Here is an 18,964-nt window from a genome sequence, read left to right as displayed (position 1 = left end):
TGTTTCGGAAAGGGAAACAATTATGAAAAAACTAGGAATCCTAGTAATAAACTGTATGATTATATTCGTGCTGACCGGCTGTTGGAGCCGGATTGAGATCAATGATATCACGATCGTTACAGCTACTGCCATCGACAAGATGAATGATGGGAAAATTCGTGTTTCACTTCAAGTAGCGATCCCTAAACAGCTTGGACCTGTTGGAGCCGGCGGTTCCGTAGGTAGCAATGGTTCGACCGTTATCATTTCCGAGACAGGAGAAAGTATGATGGATGCAATCAGGAGACTTCAAGAAAAATTGCCTCGCCGGATTTTCTTTTCTCATAACAGGATTTTAATTATTGGAGAAAAGGCTGCCAAGGATGGGGTTTATCAAATTTTGGATTACATATCGAGAGTTAGGGAGGCACGTATGCGCAGCTTTATTTTGTTTTCAAAGGGAGAGGCCGCATCCATTTTGAGACTGACTCCGGTCATTGAACGATACTCTTCAGAAGCCATTCGGGAACAAGAGAAAACAGGGGTGGGAGCAAAAATAATGATAAAGGATTTTTTCAATATGCTTACGACCGAAGGCATCTCCCCTGTCGCGGCTGAAGTAGCCATACGATCAGAAGAAAAGGGTAGGAACAGTTCTAAAGAGACTGCCGCCATAGTTGGATCGGCTGTATTTCATAAAGATAAATTGGTGGGGTGGATCAATGATAAGGATACCCGGGGAGTGCTGTGGATTCGTAATGAGATGGTGAAAGGGAACATTACCGTTTCGATACCAAAAGAAAAGGGAGGAGGAAAAATCAGTGCTGAGTTAAAAAAAGGCCGGACAAAAGTTAAACCAATCCTTGTACAAAGCAATGTAAAAATGAATGTGAATATTCAAGCACAAGTTGAAGTGTTTGAAAATAGTTCCAAATTGGATTTAGGTAACCCTAAAGTTTTACAATATGTTCAAACCTTACTGGAAAAAGATGTCGAAAAAAGGTGTGAATTAGCACTTTTTAAAGCACAAAAACAGTATCGTACTGATATATTTGGGTTTGGAAATGCGGTCTATCGCAACCATCCAAAAGCATGGAAAGAACAACATAAAAATAAGTGGACTGAGGAATTTCCAAACCTTGAAGTTAGCGTAAACCCCCACGTTTCCATCGTTAGAACAGGGTTATCCGTCAAGTCCCCAGAGATGAAAGATTGATAAAAAACCATCTATAAATTATCGCTTTTCCTAATAACTAAGCGGCGTTAGCCCTGACTTCTATAGGGCTAACACCGTTTAGTCTTTTTTGTATACAAGTCTACTTCTTCTATAAGATTTTTTCAAAAAAGTTGTACGGTCCACTTCCACAATAATCCGTTTTCATATAAAATTAAATAATAGAAAGGAAGAAAAATAGTAAACTCACAGTTCCAACTGGCCAGAAAAAATGGCAAATATAATATCACTTCTTTTATAATTACTCTCATGCTATTTTAATGGTACTACAAAAAATTATGGGAATTTGGTGAAAATACAATGTTCAGATATGACGGTAAATTCTTTCGCGTACTTGAAGTAGTTTCAGCGTTCTTTCAGTTAAATATTCTATGGTTGTTACTTTGTATCCCTGTAATAACGATTTTTCCTGCTACAGTCGCGATGTACTGTGTTACCCGGCAATGGATTTTGCATAAGGACTTTAGTGTTTTTAGGTCGTTCTTTCAATATTTTAAGGACAATTTCAAACAAAGTTTTGGTCTAGGAATTCTATGGATTGTCTTTTGCGGCCTATTTTCTATAGATTTTATGCTGTTAAAAAATGTTGGTTCTTTCCAGTATATTTTGTTTCCAGTTTTGTTATTAATGGGCTTTTTAATTCTCTTCACCTCAATTTTTATCTTTCCAACAATCGCTAATTATAATGTGAACTGGTTAAATGCAATCAAAAATTCACTATTCTTTTCCATTAGGTATTTACTGACTACTCTTACAGCAATCCTTTATATTGGATTAATGGCACTTATTCTTTTTAAATGGCCGATAACCTTTTTATTTATTTTTAGTCTTGGTGCCTACAGTATTTACTTTCTATGTCACCGAGTATTTACTAAAATCCACTTGGTTAAATCTTCTTAAATACTTGTATGGACAAGTATAGCAATTTTAATTTTTCATAAAAAGAGGGTGCCTCCAAAAGTATTAGTTTTGGAGGCACCCTCTTTTATATTAGAAAGTCGTCCGGTTGACATCATTTAGTCACCACAGCCTGACCGAGAAAGCAAAGTGTTTTAAGCTCTATATTCTAAAGAGTTTCTTGTTCGTTAATCCATACTTGCATTCCCCCTAATCCACGGTTAGCCCAAGCAAAGTAAGGGATAAACTTAATAGATACTGATTCCGTTTCTAGATGGATGTTTGGTTTATACAATGCCTCTCCCCAGTTTTCTGTTTTCCGTTTTATCGCCTCTCCAGTAATCACCTTCATCCCGCCAAAGAGGTTTTCATCCTCTTCAATTTCAAGACTTCGATCTGAAGGTAATAAAATTTGATGGAGATTTTGTCCATTGTCTGCTTCTTCCAAGCAATAAACCAGCGGGCCTCTTTGAAGGGCAACTTTTCCAGCAGTATGGCGTACAAGTGGATGTCCTTTCATACGTACAACCGGCATAGAAAGAACCAAATTGATTTGGTCACCAGTTTTCCAGGTACCCTTTATCATGGCATATCCGTCGACCATAAGTGCAGAAACCGACTGCAGTTCACCATTTATGGAGATTTCTGCATTCTCACACCAATCTGGGATACGCAGTGCAAGAGTAAGTTCAGTTTCTTGATTCGCCTTAAAGGTAAATTGAATGTTGCCGCTCCAAGGATAATTTGTTTCTTGTTCCAAGATTAGACGCCGGTTATCGTCCAGCTCAATTTCTGCCTGACCACTTATATATAAATGAGTGTAGACTGTATTTTCACGAACGGTATAAATATATTGACCTAGGGAAGCAAGCAGCCTGGCTACATTGGGCGGGCAGCAGGCGCAGCCAAACCATCTTTGACGAGTAGGTTTAACATGGTGGTAAATATGATTAGACCTGCAGGCATGTGGCTCAACTTCAAGTGGATTCACATAGAAAAAGCTTTTTCCATCGTGCCCCATACCTGCTAGTACGGTATTGTATAATGCTCTTTCCATTACATCAGCATATTGACTATTTGGCTCTACCTGCAACATTCGCTGTGCAAAGAAAATTAACCCAATAGAAGCACAAGTCTCCGCATAAACCGTATCATTTGGAAGGTCATAATCAGTTGAAAAGGCTTCACCATGACTTTGCGAACCAATTCCGCCGGTGATATACATATTCTTTGAAACCATGTTGTTCCAAAGCCTTTTACTAGCTTCATACATTTCCCGATTACCAGTTTCAGCAGCCAAATGTGCCATTCCCGTACACATATATACGAATCGGACTGCGTGGCCAACAGCCTTATCTTGTTCACTAACAGGCTTATGTGCTTGGCTGTATTCCTTATTTCGAATCATCCAAGAATCTGGCCAATGATGGGTACCACCTCTTTTTTCGAACTCCTCTTCATAAAAATGTGGCTTTCTCCCTCTTTCTTCTAAGAAATACTGACTTAATCTCAAGTATTTATCATTTGAAGTTACTTCGTATAGTTTTATCAGTGCCAATTCAATTTCTTGATGTCCGTCATAACCACGAAGTTTTCCAGGTTCTGTGCCAAAAACATCATCTATATGATCAGCAAATTTAATGACCACATCTAGTAGTTTTCTTTTTCCAGTTGCTTGATAATATGCGACAGCAGCTTCAATCATATGACCTGCACAATATAATTCGTGGCATTCACTAAGGTTCGTCCACCGTTTCCCTGGTTCTTTCAAGGTATAATAGGTGTTTAAATATCCATCCTCCAATTGAGCTTTTGTAATAATATCAATGATTCCATCTGCGATTTTTTCAAGCTCTTCGTCTCTTTCTGCCGAAAGCAGGTATCCAACGGCTTCCAGCCACTTAGCCACATCACTATCTTGGAAGACCATCCCATGGAATTCTCCCTCTTCTTCTCCAGCTGCGATTTTAAAATTTTTTATCGCGCTGCTTGGATCTGCATCTGCAATTCGGTCATTAAGGGCGTCCCATTGATAGGGAACAACCACATCCCGAACTAATTTGATGTAATAAGACCAGAATGGATCATTAATCTGAACCTTGTTTAGTGGCAAAGTTTTAGTTTTCAAAACAACCTTTTCCATTTTACTCCTCCTAGATTAATATTTACTATATTTTTCATAATGATAGATTTACTAATACTAGAATGTATTCCGATTTATGATTATTCTGGAAAGATACAAAAAATTAGGCTACCTTTCTCCAAAGAATTTGGGATGATGACAGCCTAAAATGGTGTTTATATATTTCTTATTTCACTAGGTTAGCTCTTGAAAATTATTAATATAACTTTATTAGGATGGAGCCGTGCGGTGGCAGCGTTTGTATAATTCCATCTGTAATCTCTCCAAGCTCTTCTTGGCTCCACACATTTCTAGCTCTTTTCTTAGCGGAAAGCCCCAATTGTTCTAATGTAACCTCAACTTCAGCTGCAACATCTGTTGCATTAAACAACGCTGCATAAGTATTATTCTCCTGATCCTTTGCCGTCCAGACGATTTTATCATCCTTACGATAGACTAGGCGATTGCTGTGGCTATTCTGATTTAATTCAAGTACTTCCTTATTTGTAAGCAATGCAAGGGTCCATTCATCATTATCCCTTAGCTCTCCGCCAAACATAAGCGGTGAACGGAAAATAGACCAAAGGGTCATCATCGTAACTTGTTCGTCTTTTGTGAATCGGGTCCAGCGGTCTGCACCGCCTCCATCAACGGAACGGATGCCAATATGCCCTAATGGAAGCATGTCACAGTCTGGCCAATGGCCTGCCCCCGTATATTCGTTCCACTTTTCACATCGCTCAAACATGCCATATAAGAGATTCCAGTGATCCCAGAAATCATCCGTCATTCTCCACATATTGGCATTTTCTTTTAGGTCTACCGCATACTCCAATGGAGCTGGGCCTGGGGACAGGCTAAGCACCATATCTCTCCCACAGTTTTCAATTGCCTTACTAATCAATCTGATTTCATCTAAATGGGTGTCATACAGCCGTGATGCAGCGATATCATCCACTTTTACAAAATCTACTCCCCATTCAGCATACATTTGAAACAAAGAATTATAATATTCCTGTGCCCCAACTTTCCCGGCATCCACCCCGTACATATCCGTATTCCATGGACAAATCGAATTTGGATGAGCAATATCTCTTGCTCTAGCCTTGGTCCCTAGTATTGGTGTATTGCCATGGACAGCCTGACGCGGAATCCCACGCATAATGTGAATCCCAAATTTTAAACCAAGGTTATGTACATATTCGGCTAAGGCTTTAAAGCCATTACCGTCGGCAGCAGAAGGAAACCGATTGGCTGCAGGAATTAACCGTGAATATTCATCCATTTCCAGCGGAACAAATGGACGATAAATGGAGGAATTTGCCCCTGGTTCATACCATTGAATATCAACAACGACATATTCCCAACCATATGGTTTTAGAAACTCTGCCATATAATCAGCATTTCCCTTTACTTCCTCTTCCCTTACCGCGGCTCCATAGCAATCCCAGCTGTTCCAGCCTAATGGAGGAGTTTTTGCAAATGTATGATGTCTCATCTTCTCATTCCCTTTCTATTAATTTATTGCTCCTTAAATTAATAATAAGGAATTGTGACATCTACATCTACGATAACATTTTGCCCTTTATTGTAAAATATTGCTCCCATTTCACCACTTCAATCAAACCTGAGCTCATTTAAGTAAGCCAGATCTTTGCCTAGGCGAAACTCCCCTGGGGAAAAACCAATCCACTCACGGAATACCTTAATAAAGTAGCTGCCATTGGAATATCCGATTTTTCTTGCAATCTCTTCTATAGTTAAATTCGTATTACGTAGGAGCTTGACCGCCTTTTCCATCCGGACTTTTGTTAAATACTCCATAGGTGACAGTCCAGTTGTTTTTTTAAAAAGACGGGTAAAATGATATTTGGACAGTTCTACTCTATTTGCCAGTTCCTCAAGACTTTGCAGGGAAACGTAATCTTCTTCTAAAAAACGGACGGCTTGAACTACTTTTTCAGGCCAGATTTCTTTTTCCTTTTTATAGGCTGTACTATACCGGAACAGCTCCATAATAAATTGATAAACAATAGAAGAAGCACGAAAACCATCGGTTATCTGATTCTTGCTTGCGGCGAAATAGGCACTTTTCAAAAAAATAATAGGCGGGCTGTCCTCTGGAATCTTGGGAACCTTGCCGATTAACTTGATAAGTTCTGTCCATTCTTTTTGTATATTTATAGGTCTTAATAAAATAAAATAAAATTCCCAGTTTTCACTGTTAGCTGGTAAATAATATCGGTGATTACTTGGGATTTCTACCATAAACGCCGATCCTGCATCGACCCGATGAACCTCACCATCTATCTCAATATTTCCAAATCCTGAAATGGTATATTGGAACAAAAGAAGCGGGCCGTCTTTTCGTTTTAAACCATCCCAATCATACGAAGAGTCAGTTATATTCTGATAACCAACAGCAAATAGCTGGTAGAAGGAACTATTTAGAGTATCTAAGAAACGAAAGCCATATACCCCATATTTATTAGACATAAAGAACCCCTTGAAAAAAGTAATGGTTTTGAAATCAATCATTTTAATTTATCAGTATCAAAAATATAACAACGCGTCTTTTAGTAGTCAATATAGTTTGAATATTTGTAAGACGCGGTTTATTAATTAATAAAGTGCTATAAAAACCTTAGTATTGTCTATATCCAGATGAATAATCTCTATGTTCTTTCTTATAGCCTGATTTTATAATAATTTTGTAGATTTAATCTGATGTTAAAAGGAGGCTATAAAAATGACAGGACAAAACGAACCACTTTTATTAACAGACGAGCAGATGAGGAAGTTTATTACAGAGGGATTTCTCCTATTAAATACTGATTTTACTGAGGAGTTTCATCAAAGGTTAAACGAGCAGCTATTAAATGTTTACAATGAGGAAGGTAATCCGGGAAACAACATATTACCTAGAGTAACAGAGCTGCAAAGAGTATTTGAACATCCTATCATTACTGGAGCCCTCACAAGCGTACTTGGACCAGATTATATGCTGCATGCCCATAGACATGGACATTATAACGCATCAGAAACAGCAGGTGATTGGCATAAAGATAGCTACTGGGGATATAATCGGATGCGCAATCACCATCCATGGTGGGCAATGATTATGTACTTTCCTCAGGATACACCTGCTGAATTAGGACCGACAGGAATTTTACCTGGAACACAAAATTATGATACTCGAGTTTTTGAAGGAGACGAATTGGACCAGGAGATATTAGCGAGTGGCCAAGCAGGAACATTTGCATTAATTCATTATGATATTTGGCATAGAGCAACTCCCAATAGACTTGGTAAGCCCCGTTTTATGTTAAAATTTGAATTTATGCGCACGGTGGCTCCTACATCACCAAGCTGGAACAATGTAGACAGTTCATGGAAATTACCCGAATCCACAAACACACTACTTGCCCAGCATGATGTGATGTGGGAAGAAACATGGAATTGGTTATCAGGCAAACTTGGAAGCATTTCCGAGACACGAGCTTTCGATTCTAATGTAATAGAAGAAAAATTAATGGATTTAGAGCATCCGTATGAACCAACAGCCCTGAATGCAGCTTATGACCTTGCTTCTTATGGGAGTAAAGGTGTGAATGCCCTGTTATCGGCACTTCATCATAATAATAGTAATGTCTCAAGACTTGCGGCATACGGCTTATCCATATCAGGTTCAGATGCAATACCAGGTTTAATCTCTGCATTGAGCAGCAGCCGTACTTCAACGGTTATTCGTGCTATTTTTGCACTAAGTGAACATAGACATTTGGCTGAAGAAGCAGTTCCTGCTTTGATTCCATTATTAGATCATTCTTCTGCTCTTATCCGCAGGTCGGTTGCCGAAGCACTCGGAATGATCATTATTCCTGATAAAGAGGTCGTCTCTGGATTAATTAAGTGTCTACAAGATTCTGACACTCAAGTACGCTTTATGGCTGGTCTTTCCCTCACAAGGTTAGGTGCTCTAGCAGACGCAGCAGTTCCTCACTTAGAGATAGCCTTACAAGATGAAAACAGATACGTTCGAGCTCATGCGGCTGAGGCGCTTCGGTATATTGGTACAGAAAGTGCCAACAAAGCCTTACTCAATTTCTTATTTAACTCGCGATGGTGCCCGACCACCACACCGGTTAATACATTCTATCCATAAAATTTAAAATTTTAAATTTTGGTTGGTTTTAACTGGATTTAGATGCTAAACTTCGAAAAGCAGTTGGAGATAATCCAGTTAATTCCTTGAACATGCGTGAAAAATAAGAAAGTTCCATTCCTAAAGAATCTGAAATAGTAGAAATAGTAAGTTCACTAATAACCAGCAGCTCTTTCGCTTTCTCGATACGCCTTCTATTAATATACTGGATTGGCGAATGACCAGTGAATTCTTTAAAAACCGAAATAAAATAATTTGGATGGAAATTTGCTATTTGTGCTAGATCCTCTACTGTTGTATTTCCATCCAAATGCTCTTCTATATAGGTTAGAATGGTATCCATTTTTTCAAAAGTGGGGGATTTGTCCATTTTGAATTGAATATGTTGACTTTCTTCAATAAAAATCGCAATGATTTCTAGTATTATAGAATGAACCCTGAAATCACTTGATAATTCATTACTGTTCCAATTTGAAATGAGTTGCTGCCATTTATCTTCGATTTTAGACTTAGGTAACTGTATAAAAACTGGCGTCTTCATGAGTTGAAATAAATGAATATCCCCAATTTTAGCTGTGAAATGACACCAATACTTCTCAAATGTATTATCACTTATTGTTCCATAAGATTGAATCGACCCCGATGGAAGTAAATAAAGTTCACCCGGTTTAGGATAATACACTTCATCATTAACTTTGACGTATCCCTCTCCTTCTATAACGTAATATAACTTATTAAAATCGGTAGTGTAATTATCTTCATTCCATGATCTAGGAACCTTCGAATAAGCAGCTGCCGAAACATCCAGTCGAACATTAGCAAGACTTTTTCCTAAAAACCCGCAGTTTTCTGCTGTCATATTATCTACCACTCCATTTAACCCTTTGTAAAACTGAAATAAAAGATGATCTCCCTTAAATAAAATGAAGATCATCCTTATATAAAACTCTTTAATATTTTCCTCTTTTCAGGGTGTTCGATTTCAATTACATTCAAATTTCTAATCAGCTAATTAACAACTTGATCCTATTATCCCTTTACTGTCTCTTTCTTCTGGTTCTTTTGATTTGCGGCTATCACTTCTTCAACAAATCTATTAGTAAGTGCCCCTAACTTCTCAATCTCAACCGTTACAATATCCTCTGGTTTCAGATAGTTTTGTTTGTCCTCTGGGTATCCTAAGACAACTCCTTCAGGGGTTCCTGTTAAAATCAAATCTCCTGGTTCAAGTGTCATATGTTCAGAAATATAACTAATAATCTCAGCCACAGTAAAAATCATATCAGAGGTATTAGAATTTTGACGAATTTCTCCATTAACAATGGTTGTTAAGTTTAAATTTTGCGGGTCGTCTATTTCATCAGCTGATACCAAGTACGGGCCTACTGGACTGAAGTCGTCACAGCTCTTGCCAAGCAGCCATTGAGGTGTACGCATCTGCAAGTCACGAGCCGACAAGTCATTGACTGTACAGTAACCGAAAACGTAGTCTAAGGCATCCTCCTGTAATATGTATTTTGCCCTTTTACCAATTACTACGCCCAACTCTACTTCGTAATCTAGTTTATTTGTGACTTTTGGAACGGCAATATTACAGTTATGGCCTGTTAATGTATTATTAAATTTGTTAAAAAGAATAGGAACCTCTGGATAAGGTGCGTTTGTTTCATCCGCATGCTTACGATAGTTTAAACCAACACATATAATTTTATTAGGCGCTGTTACACAAGGTCCCCAGGTAATCTCACTATCATTTAATAGATAAGCGGATTGATCCTTAACTTCTTCTAAAAAAAGCTGCAAAGCTTTCAGAGATTCAGTACCTCCATGAATCACCTCCATTATGCTTGTTGGGACTGAACTATCCGGGTTGGCACCTTGTGCGGCTTCAATATTGATAATACCTTCCGTTATTTTTACACCTAATTTGTATTCGCTGCCTTTTTTAAAAGTTACTAGTTTCATTTCTTCTCAACCTTTCAATTAAAATATAATATGGCCGTAAAAAACGTTATCCAAGCTTTCCGTTAACGACTCCTCCGTCAATCATAAATGGTGTTCCCATCATAAACTTCGACTCTTCAGAAGCTAGGTATAATGCTGCAAATGCAACATCAATCGGTTTCCCTAAATCTCCTCCCAATTGCCTGCGCTTTATAGATTGGACTGCTTCCTCAGGATTTGGATCTTTGGATAGATAATCTTCGACAAAGGGTGTAAAAATGGTTCCCGGCATTAGGGCATTTACGCGGATATTATATTTTGCATAATCCACTTGGATTGATTTTGTTAGTGCTAATATCGCCCCTTTTGTTGTTGCGTAGGATGCCCTGTTAGCAAGTCCTATTTCTGCAATACATGAAGACATATTAATAATGGAGCCAGATTGTTGTTTCATCATGTGTGGCACTACATATTTTGTCACCAAAAATACACCATTGATATTTACGTTCATTACTCTATTCCATGTTTCTAAATCAATATCATGCAGCTGACCAACACCGCTGATTCCAGCATTATTGAACAAAACGTCAATTCGCCCATAATAATCAATCACCTGGTCAACCATTGCCTTAACATTCTCAGGATTGGTAACATCTGCTTGAATAAAAATAGCTTCCCCATTATTCTCACAAATTTGTCGAACCGTTTCTTGCCCTGATTCCTCGTTGAAATCATTGACAACAACATGCGCACCTTCTTTTGCAAATAGCAGAGCGGTTTCTTTTCCAATACCTGATCCGGCCCCTGTAATTAAACAAACTTTATTTTTTAGTCTCATCTATACACCTCTTTATTTGAAAGGATTTACACAATGTATTAATGCTCCATATGGTCTTCGGGTTGTGCTGCCTTTACGGTTAATCCTCCATCTACCATTAGAAGATGTCCATTGATTTGAACGGCTTCATCAGACGCTAAAAAGACAACCGCATCACCTATTTGTCTGGCAGTACCTAAACGCTTCATCGGATTTGCATCGACTTCTTTTTGATAGATTGCTGGATTAGCCAAGTATTCTGTGCACATGTCTGTATCAACAGTACTTGGTCCTATAGAATTAACATTGATGTTATATTTCCCTAATTCTATCGCTAACGCTTTGGTTAATTGGTGTGCTGCTGCCTTTGATGAAATATAATGTGGAATAACAGGACTAGTTACAACCAGACTTGCCGTTGAAGTGATATTGATGATTTTCCCATATCTTCTTTCAATCATTTTCGAAGCAACTTTCTGTGAAGTGAGGAATATTGATTTAACATTTGTATTATAGGTTCGATCCCAAGTCTCTTCTGTTAACTTCATAAATGGTTCAAATGGAGCAATACCGGCGTTATTGACAAGAATATCAATCTCGCCTAATGCCGCTGAAACTAAATCTATCATTTCATCTACTTGTTGCTTATGGCTGACATCCGCTTGGACAATCATCGCCCGCTGGCCCATTTCCTCTACTTGTCTTTTAATGTCTAAAGCTTTTTCTTTGGAGTTTTCTGATGCATAATTAATCGCCACATCCGCGCCTTCTTCTGCCAAACGTATGACTATTGCTGCACCAATCCCCCTGCTTCCTCCTGTCACAAGTGCTACTTTTCCAGTTAAGCGAGCCATATCCAATCCCCCTTATTCTTAAAGACTTATGCCAATTCGGTTAATACTAAATTCACGATGGCCTAATATTTCAGCTTTCGTTAACTTACCGGAGGCCACCTCAATGATTTCCGTAAAAATTTCATTTCCTGCGTCTTCTAAGGTTTTAGAGCCTTCAAGCACTGAACTTACATCAATGTCGATGTTATCCGCCATTCTCTTAGCCATCGTTCCATTTCCACAAATTTTAATCACCGGTACGATAGGGTTTCCCGTGGGTGTCCCGCGTCCGGTAGTAAAACATACAAGCTGGACTCCGGCTGCAGCCATACCTGATACAAGTTCAATATCATTACCTGGGGAATCCATAAAATAAAAACCCTTTTTATTTGGTACTGGCGCAGCATAATCGAAAACATCTAGTAATGGTGAGCTTCCGGCCTTACTGATACAGCCCAGTGACTTTTCCTCAATACTCGATAGGCCGCCAGCAATATTCCCTGGACTGGGATTTCCACCTCTCATATCTTCACCAATACGATTAATTTCTTCTTCAAAGCGTTCTATAACATGATAGAGTTTTCTTTCGACTTCTTTTGAGACGGCTCGTTCTGCAAGAAGGTGTTCAGCCCCGATAATTTCGGTTGTTTCTCCCATCACAATGGTGCCGCCATGTTCAATAATTTGGTCGGCCCCTTTACCGAGTGCTGGATTACTGCAGAGACCTGAAGTGGAGTCCGATCCGCCACATTTCACTCCTACAATCAGTTCTGACAACGGAACAGGCTCATCTTCCATTTGTTGAAGGGAGATCGATAATTTCCGGGCTATTTCAGTACCCTTTTCAATTGCTTTTATCGATCCACCCACATCTTGGATATCAATCCACTCAACAGGCTTCCCCGTTTCCTCTATTTCTTTTTTTATCCGAACAGGGTCCATTACTTCACAGCCCAAACTTACAATTAATACCGCTCCAACATTTGGATTTTTCCCCATTCCAACTAATACATTATGTGTTTGCTCTTTATCCATTCCAACCTGACTGCAACCATGTTGGTGTGGTATTGCCACACTATCTGGGACTTTCTGTTCAATCCGGTTTACTACTTGATTTGCACAAATGACTGTTGGTAGTAAAAGTAAATGATTTCTTATCCCCACTTGACCGTCAGGACGGCGATAACCCCTAATCATTACCATTGAACATTCTCCTTGCCATTTTGTTGATCGCCTCTTCCACGAATTCCCTCAATATTATGTACATGAACATGTTCACCAATCAAAATATCTTTAGTGGCTCTTCCAATCGACTCTCCATACTTGTAAACGATTTCACTATTTTGAATGGTTTTAAAAGCCATTTTATGGCCAAAATTTAAATCTTGTATACACATAATTTTGTATTTTTCTGTCTGTAACAGAAAGCTAATCTGTTCACCCTTTTTTATATCTCTAAGAACGGTCACAACATTATCTTTGGGATGCATGACGATCCCTTCCATATTTGAGACAAAAGTTTTATCGGCCATAATTACCCCCTATTATTTAACTGATATTGGAATGAAACTAAAACAATAATATTCACATTTTTATCATTGGGTTATCGATAACAAAAATATAACACTACCAATCAAACCAGTCAATTAGTTTCGAATATTTTAAATAATCAATATTCCCCCAAAAAAGGCAATACAATCATTTTTTCAAATGATCATATTTGCCTTTCCTATTAATTTTAAACGCTCAGAATTGTTCAAGCGATTCCTATGCATTTAATAAATTAAAATCTTTTAATCGTATAATTTTTGCCGGCTTGTGTATCGAATGAAATCCTGTTAGTAGCCGTTTTCTCAACAGGAATGATTTGTCCATCTACAGTTACTTCTATTGATGGTCCGATCACCAAATGGCAAGGTCCACCTAAATGGGAGTAAATTTCGGCACTCTCCAATTCATTGTTTTCCCACTTAAGATTCATTTTAAATCCTCCGCGGGCCCGTAACCCCTTAACATACCCATTTGACCAGACAGAAGGTAGAGCAGGCAGCAATTGGATTTTATCGGTATGTGACTGTACCAGCATTTCGGCAAGTCCCGCTGTAAATCCAAAATTTCCATCAATTTGAAATGGAGGATGTGCATCAAAAAGATTTGCATAAACGCCGCCCTTATGAAAGTTGGTATCCTCCTCGTTCACGAGCTGAAGGAGATTGGAAATTAACTTATGAGCTTTATCACCATCTTTAAATCGGGCCCACAAACAAATTTTCCAGGCCAAGCTCCATCCTGTACCGTCATCTCCTCTCCTTACAAGAGATTTCCTGGCAGCATGAAACCATTCATTTCCTTCCGAATCGGTAAGCTGTCGTCCAGGATAAATTCCAAAAAGATGCGAAACATGACGGTGGTTCTTATCTTCATCTTCCCAATCATTTGCCCATTCTTGAAGCTGTCCATATCGGCCGATTTGCATTGGGTATAATTTTTCACGTGCGGCCATTATTTCATTGCGAAACTCTTCATCCATTTCCAATACTTCAGAGGCCTCGATACAATTGGTGAATAAATCCCAAATCAAAGACATGTCCATTGTGGTTGCCATACTGACCGCGGCCAGCTTTCCTTCTGGTGTCACAAATTTGTGTTCCGGCGAAGTGGAGGGAGCTGTAACCAAATTTACATTCCCATCTTCAATCAGCCAATCCAGGCAGAAAAGGGCCGCCTCTTTCATAATTGGATAGGCCTTTTCCCGAAGATAGGAATTATTCTTCCCAAAAGCAAAATGCTCCCACAAATGCTGAGTTAACCATACTCCTCCCAAAGGCCAGAAAGCCCATACTGGATCTCCATGTCCATAATCCCCAACCGGAGCGCTGTGACGCCATAAATCTGCATTATGATGGGATGTCCAACCTCTGCATCTGTAATTCACAGAAGCCGTCTCCTTGCCGTTTTCGGCCAATTCTTCAATATAGTCCAAGAGAGGTTCATGGCATTCGGAAAGATTACATGTTTCTGCAGGCCAATAATTCATCTCCGTATTAATATTTATCGTGAAGTTGCTGCTCCAAGGCGGCGAACCTCACGATTCCATATCCCTTGAAGATTGGCCGGCTGTGAACCTGGCCTTGAGCTTGCAATCATTAAGTAGCGGCCATAATGAAACAGTAATTCCACCAGCTTTGGATCATTTGCGCCATATTTCAAAATCCATTGATCTGTTGGCAAGTTTTCCGGTGCAACTGCAGGTCCCAAATCCAGTTCAACACGCTCAAATAATGACTTATAGTCTTCAATATGGGAATGTTCTAATTCTTCAAAGGATTTTGACATAGCTGCCTCCAGAAATGACTTTGCTGCTAAAGAAGGATTTTTCCCCTCCTTGCCTGGAGATTTATCATAGCCGTTAAAACTCGTCGCTGCACTAAAATATAGTGTTACGGTGGTGGCTGCAGTTACGTGAAGGCCATTATGATCAATATGAACTGAACCATCTTCGGCATTTGCACCTACGCGCGCTTCAAATTTCATGGCATCCGTCGACTCCGGGTCTCCATATACGATAGGATGATCCGTATGATAATAAGAAGGATCAACATGTTCCGGGCAGATGCCGTTAAGTACAAACTGATCTTGATCGGGAGCAGTCTTAAATTTCAATGAACTCCCCAGACTTACTGAAAAATTCAAGCAGCCAGGTTTACTGGTCTTAAGTCGAATGGCGATAATTTGATCTGGAAAGGAGGCGAACATTTCACGTGTATAGTGCACATCTCCAATCCTATATTCCACAAGGCCGGTTCCTGTTTTCAAATCTAGACTCCGCTCAAATGAATGAACAGTTTCTCCATGATTAAATTGCAGGTACAAATCGCCAAACGGCATATAGGATTGCGTGTAGGGGCCCATCATCTCCCTACATAATTTATCTGCTTCTGTATACTTCCCATCGAATATCAGTCTGCGGACCTCGGGAAGCAGTTCTTTTGCCTTTGGATTATTAAAATCTTTGGGAGCTCCTGACCATAAGGTATCCTCATTTAATTGCAAATGTTCCTTCTCTATTCCGCCAAAAATCATGGCACCAAGACGTCCATTACCAATCGGAAGTGCTTCGTTCCACGATTTAGCCGGCCTACTATATCGTAGCTTCATATTTGATTCTTTCCTATTAACATTTGATTAATGAAATCTAGGTATTTGAAGATGACATGATTGATAAAAAACAGTTATGAATTGAACTTTTGCCTATTAAACTATAAAGCAATCCCTTTTTTCAAAATAATATTTGCATATTGGGCTTTTTCGCTTGTGGCCACAACGGCAAATGACTTTTTTGTCCGTTCATAAAAAGCAAACCGATCCATATATTCAAAGGGAATGGACTTTCCCAAATGTTTTTCAACAATACCTTCGTACTCTTCCCAAATGGTTTGCTGAACCGAATCGCCAGGTACAACAGCCATTAACGCAACCGGATGGTCTACATACATATCAAGAGGGAAAAACTTTAGGATCGCTTCCAATAGCTCCGGTATTCCATGGCCATCACAACGAATGAGCTGTCTGGCATGGCTGGCAGCGGGGTAGTGGCCATCTGCCAAAACAATCTCATCTCCGTGGCCCATTTCCATTAATGCCTTCATTAAATCCGGCGAAATTATTGATGGGATTCCTTTTAGCATAATAATCACACTCGATTCTGATAATTTTTTATAAATAAATTTATTGTTAAAATCTGTGAGAACTACGGGACATTTAAACCACCCAACCAATTATGTCCATTCTAGCTTCGTAAAACTGTCCAACACATCCATTTATGGAAGAATAGTATTAATTACTCCTCGCTCCAATCTTTCCGTTTTCGAATCGGAAAATAGATAGTGTAAGTTTCATCCGTGACATCCGGCAGCGGAATAAAGCGGATGCTTCTCTCCTGGTTGATGGTTTTGTATGAACCATCCCGCCAAAAACTGTGATGCCGTTCATTGTGCGGAACCAGAATGGTTTCTGGTCGATCCGGATCTCCCTCCAGCAATCGTTCTTCATCAACCAAACCGGCTAATACCGTCGGCCCATCCATAAATGACACAGTATCAGGCTGATCTGGCAATGGCAATGACGTGACCTCCTTCGGAAATACAATGGTAACTGTGTCGTTATTCCAGACCTTACGGATTCGGACAAAGGACAGCGACTGGTCCGATATAGGGTTCGGTTCTCCGTTCACCAATATGACAGGTTGTCCCATCACCCACCAAGGAATCCGGAGTTTCACGTCAAATTCAGCTGGTTGGTCACATTTTATCTGAAGCTCATAGACGTACCGGTTCGGCCTGTCTGTTGGTATCTGCGGGAGGTGAAGTTGCTGGATAAAACCGAGTCCTTCATCATTAAACGTCTGCATTACCATTGAACCGGTCTGTGAACGCTGGGACAGCAGCACTTGCACATTCGTTTCCCCAAAACACCAAGCAGTTTGGGAAGGTATAAACTGGCTTACCACTAAACCGCTCGGGTCTTCGTGGAAAATGGCGTGATCATAGGAAGCATGTGCCTGAACCAGGGTGCCATGACAGCACCAGAAATGATTCGTCGCACTTCCCCACGTTTTCGTACTACCAGGGCCCATTTCTAAAAAGTAGGAAACCATTCCGGTCTGTTTGTTTTGTTGGGCCAATACTCCATTCAGGAGATTCCGCTCCCAAAAATCGGCGTACTTGGCCTCTCCAGTCCAGCGGTACAGCACCAGTGCCAGACGCATCATATTGTAAACAACACAATGTTCTTGGGCGGATCCGAGTCTTGCAGCCAACTTTTGCGGTGGCGTCCAAACCTCCCCGTCAGAACATCCTCCCGTACAATAGGTGCCACGCGTTTCTACGGCCGCTTCCCAGAAGGCGATTGTCACGTCTCTCCACCTTTTTTCGCCCGTCACTTCCCAAGCTCTAGCCGCACCCAGTATTTCAGGGATTTGCGTATTCGCATGTTTGTTGGTTAGGACATCCTCCCCACACAAGAGCGCATCAAACAGTCTCGGCCGGTCATACCTGTACATTAACTCCCGGTGCTTCTCATCGCCCGTTTCACTATATAGATTTGCCCACGCCTCCAGCATTCCGCCAGTCTCATAATCAAGGATAAAGTCCATCTGCTCGCGGCTAAACGAGTCCGTCCAACGATGAAACCAATCTGCAAAACGGATGGAGATTGATAGTGCTTCCTGCAAATTCATGAGCCTGTAAACATCATACAACCCCATAAAAAGCTTGTGGATGGTGTACTGGGGAGCCCAAACCTTCCTCCCGGCTGCAATGCGATCCATGAATGTTTTTGGAAAGGCCGCTATCCATTCCCCGCCATTTGCTTCTTGACAACGGGCGAGTTCCTTCACAATAAAAGTGGTTTTCGCCCGAAGCTGCTCATCCCCAGTCTGCGCATACACATTGGCGGCTGCCGATAACCAGTGGCCAAGAAAGTGTCCCCGAAGCTCGCTAGTTGGCGATTCCCATCCCCAGTGCCATGTGGATGGAAGATCCTGGACAATATCCGGGTCAACGGATGTGCTCGCGCTGCCACTGTAGCTCCACAGCCCTGCTTCCAGATAGTACGTTCTGAGCAGGTTGGCCGAGCTTAAGCTCATCAGGTATTTTACGTTTAAATCAAACCGGGCCGTAAAAGGACTGCTTAGCAACTTGGTGGTACCAGGCTTCAATGGTTGAAAAATCTGGTCTATAATGTTGCCAGCTGTATATAAAGTGGACATTAGGCTAAAGCCTCCTCTATCAAGATTGTATGAACATCGCAATTTATGAAAATGGTACACAAAACAAGTCTATAACCCCTTTTGAAGAAGGATGCAAACTACAGAATTTGGTTTTTCCAAACGACATGAAACGTGGTCAGCTCCTACTTTGACAGGAATATTCTGATCCGAAAACACATGAGTAATCTCGTACTTTAAGTCCAT

The 18,964-nt window shown here is 40.2% G+C and carries 15 protein-coding genes and 1 pseudogene; 3 read left to right on the top strand and 13 right to left on the bottom strand.

Annotated elements, in window-relative coordinates; all coding sequences use genetic code 11:
- The first annotated feature begins 22 nt into the window (after positions 1 to 22).
- Both COD92_RS12755 and COD92_RS12750 read left to right on the top strand, forming a co-directional pair.
- Positions 23 to 1,195, top strand: coding sequence for a Ger(x)C family spore germination protein (locus COD92_RS12755; RefSeq protein ID WP_098531799.1), 1,173 nt, complete (start codon positions 23 to 25; stop codon positions 1,193 to 1,195).
- Positions 1,196 to 1,513: 318 nt separating this feature from the next.
- Positions 1,514 to 2,113 (top strand): YesL family protein, encoded by a 600-nt coding sequence (locus COD92_RS12750; protein WP_098531798.1) that lies wholly within the window; start codon positions 1,514 to 1,516, stop codon positions 2,111 to 2,113.
- Between the two features lie 166 nt (positions 2,114 to 2,279).
- On the opposite strand, the gene COD92_RS12745 is transcribed toward COD92_RS12750, so the two are convergent.
- The 3 genes from COD92_RS12745 to COD92_RS12735 all read right to left on the bottom strand — a co-directional run bounded on the left by COD92_RS12745 (position 2,280) and on the right by COD92_RS12735 (position 6,728).
- Positions 2,280 to 4,253, bottom strand: coding sequence for a glycoside hydrolase family 127 protein (locus COD92_RS12745; RefSeq protein WP_098531797.1), 1,974 nt, complete (start codon positions 4,251 to 4,253; stop codon positions 2,280 to 2,282).
- Positions 4,254 to 4,449: 196 nt separating this feature from the next.
- Positions 4,450 to 5,730 (bottom strand): glycoside hydrolase family 27 protein, encoded by a 1,281-nt coding sequence (locus COD92_RS12740; protein WP_098531796.1) that lies wholly within the window; start codon positions 5,728 to 5,730, stop codon positions 4,450 to 4,452.
- Between the two features lie 119 nt (positions 5,731 to 5,849).
- Entirely contained in the window at positions 5,850 to 6,728 is an 879-nt protein-coding gene (locus COD92_RS12735) for an AraC family transcriptional regulator (RefSeq protein WP_098531795.1), read from the bottom strand.
- Positions 6,729 to 6,981: 253 nt separating this feature from the next.
- Between COD92_RS12735 and COD92_RS12730 the strand changes: the two genes are divergently transcribed.
- On the top strand, positions 6,982 to 8,397 hold the full coding sequence (locus COD92_RS12730) for a HEAT repeat domain-containing protein (RefSeq protein ID WP_098531794.1): 1,416 nt from the start codon (positions 6,982 to 6,984) through the stop codon (positions 8,395 to 8,397).
- A gap of 28 nt (positions 8,398 to 8,425) precedes the next feature.
- On the opposite strand, the gene COD92_RS12725 is transcribed toward COD92_RS12730, so the two are convergent.
- The 10 genes and pseudogenes from COD92_RS12725 to COD92_RS12685 all read right to left on the bottom strand — a co-directional run bounded on the left by COD92_RS12725 (position 8,426) and on the right by COD92_RS12685 (position 18,760).
- Complete coding sequence (locus COD92_RS12725; RefSeq protein WP_176541295.1) at positions 8,426 to 9,256, bottom strand: AraC family transcriptional regulator; 831 nt, start codon at positions 9,254 to 9,256, stop codon at positions 8,426 to 8,428.
- A gap of 170 nt (positions 9,257 to 9,426) precedes the next feature.
- Complete coding sequence (locus COD92_RS12720; protein WP_098531792.1) at positions 9,427 to 10,362, bottom strand: fumarylacetoacetate hydrolase family protein; 936 nt, start codon at positions 10,360 to 10,362, stop codon at positions 9,427 to 9,429.
- A 46-nt stretch (positions 10,363 to 10,408) separates the two neighbouring features.
- A complete protein-coding gene (locus COD92_RS12715) occupies positions 10,409 to 11,179 on the bottom strand; it encodes an SDR family NAD(P)-dependent oxidoreductase (protein ID WP_098531791.1) in 771 nt (256 codons plus the stop codon).
- Between the two features lie 38 nt (positions 11,180 to 11,217).
- The gene (locus COD92_RS12710) at positions 11,218 to 12,012 is read right to left on the bottom strand and encodes an SDR family NAD(P)-dependent oxidoreductase (RefSeq protein WP_098531790.1); all 795 of its coding nucleotides are present in this window, start codon (positions 12,010 to 12,012) and stop codon (positions 11,218 to 11,220) included.
- An 18-nt stretch (positions 12,013 to 12,030) separates the two neighbouring features.
- Positions 12,031 to 13,194, bottom strand: coding sequence for a UxaA family hydrolase (locus COD92_RS12705; protein WP_098531789.1), 1,164 nt, complete (start codon positions 13,192 to 13,194; stop codon positions 12,031 to 12,033).
- Positions 13,188 to 13,523: a UxaA family hydrolase gene (locus tag COD92_RS12700; protein WP_176541294.1), complete on the bottom strand. Its 336-nt coding sequence runs from the start codon at positions 13,521 to 13,523 to the stop codon at positions 13,188 to 13,190. Before COD92_RS12700 ends, COD92_RS12705 begins: the two co-directional genes overlap by 7 nt.
- A gap of 251 nt (positions 13,524 to 13,774) precedes the next feature.
- A complete protein-coding gene (locus COD92_RS33605) occupies positions 13,775 to 14,077 on the bottom strand; it encodes a glycoside hydrolase family 95-like protein (protein WP_480254377.1) in 303 nt (100 codons plus the stop codon).
- Positions 14,078 to 14,131: 54 nt separating this feature from the next.
- Positions 14,132 to 16,149 (bottom strand): annotated as a pseudogene (locus tag COD92_RS33600) (glycoside hydrolase family 95 protein); the annotation flags it as partial.
- A 101-nt stretch (positions 16,150 to 16,250) separates the two neighbouring features.
- Positions 16,251 to 16,679 (bottom strand): RbsD/FucU family protein, encoded by a 429-nt coding sequence (locus COD92_RS12690; RefSeq protein ID WP_098531847.1) that lies wholly within the window; start codon positions 16,677 to 16,679, stop codon positions 16,251 to 16,253.
- 152 nt (positions 16,680 to 16,831) lie between these two features.
- Complete coding sequence (locus COD92_RS12685; RefSeq protein WP_098531788.1) at positions 16,832 to 18,760, bottom strand: beta-L-arabinofuranosidase domain-containing protein; 1,929 nt, start codon at positions 18,758 to 18,760, stop codon at positions 16,832 to 16,834.
- Between the last annotated feature and the right edge of the window lie 204 nt (positions 18,761 to 18,964).

It is taken from the genome of Bacillus sp. AFS037270, from assembly GCF_002585305.1.
This window is presented reverse-complemented; position numbering and strand designations above follow the sequence as displayed.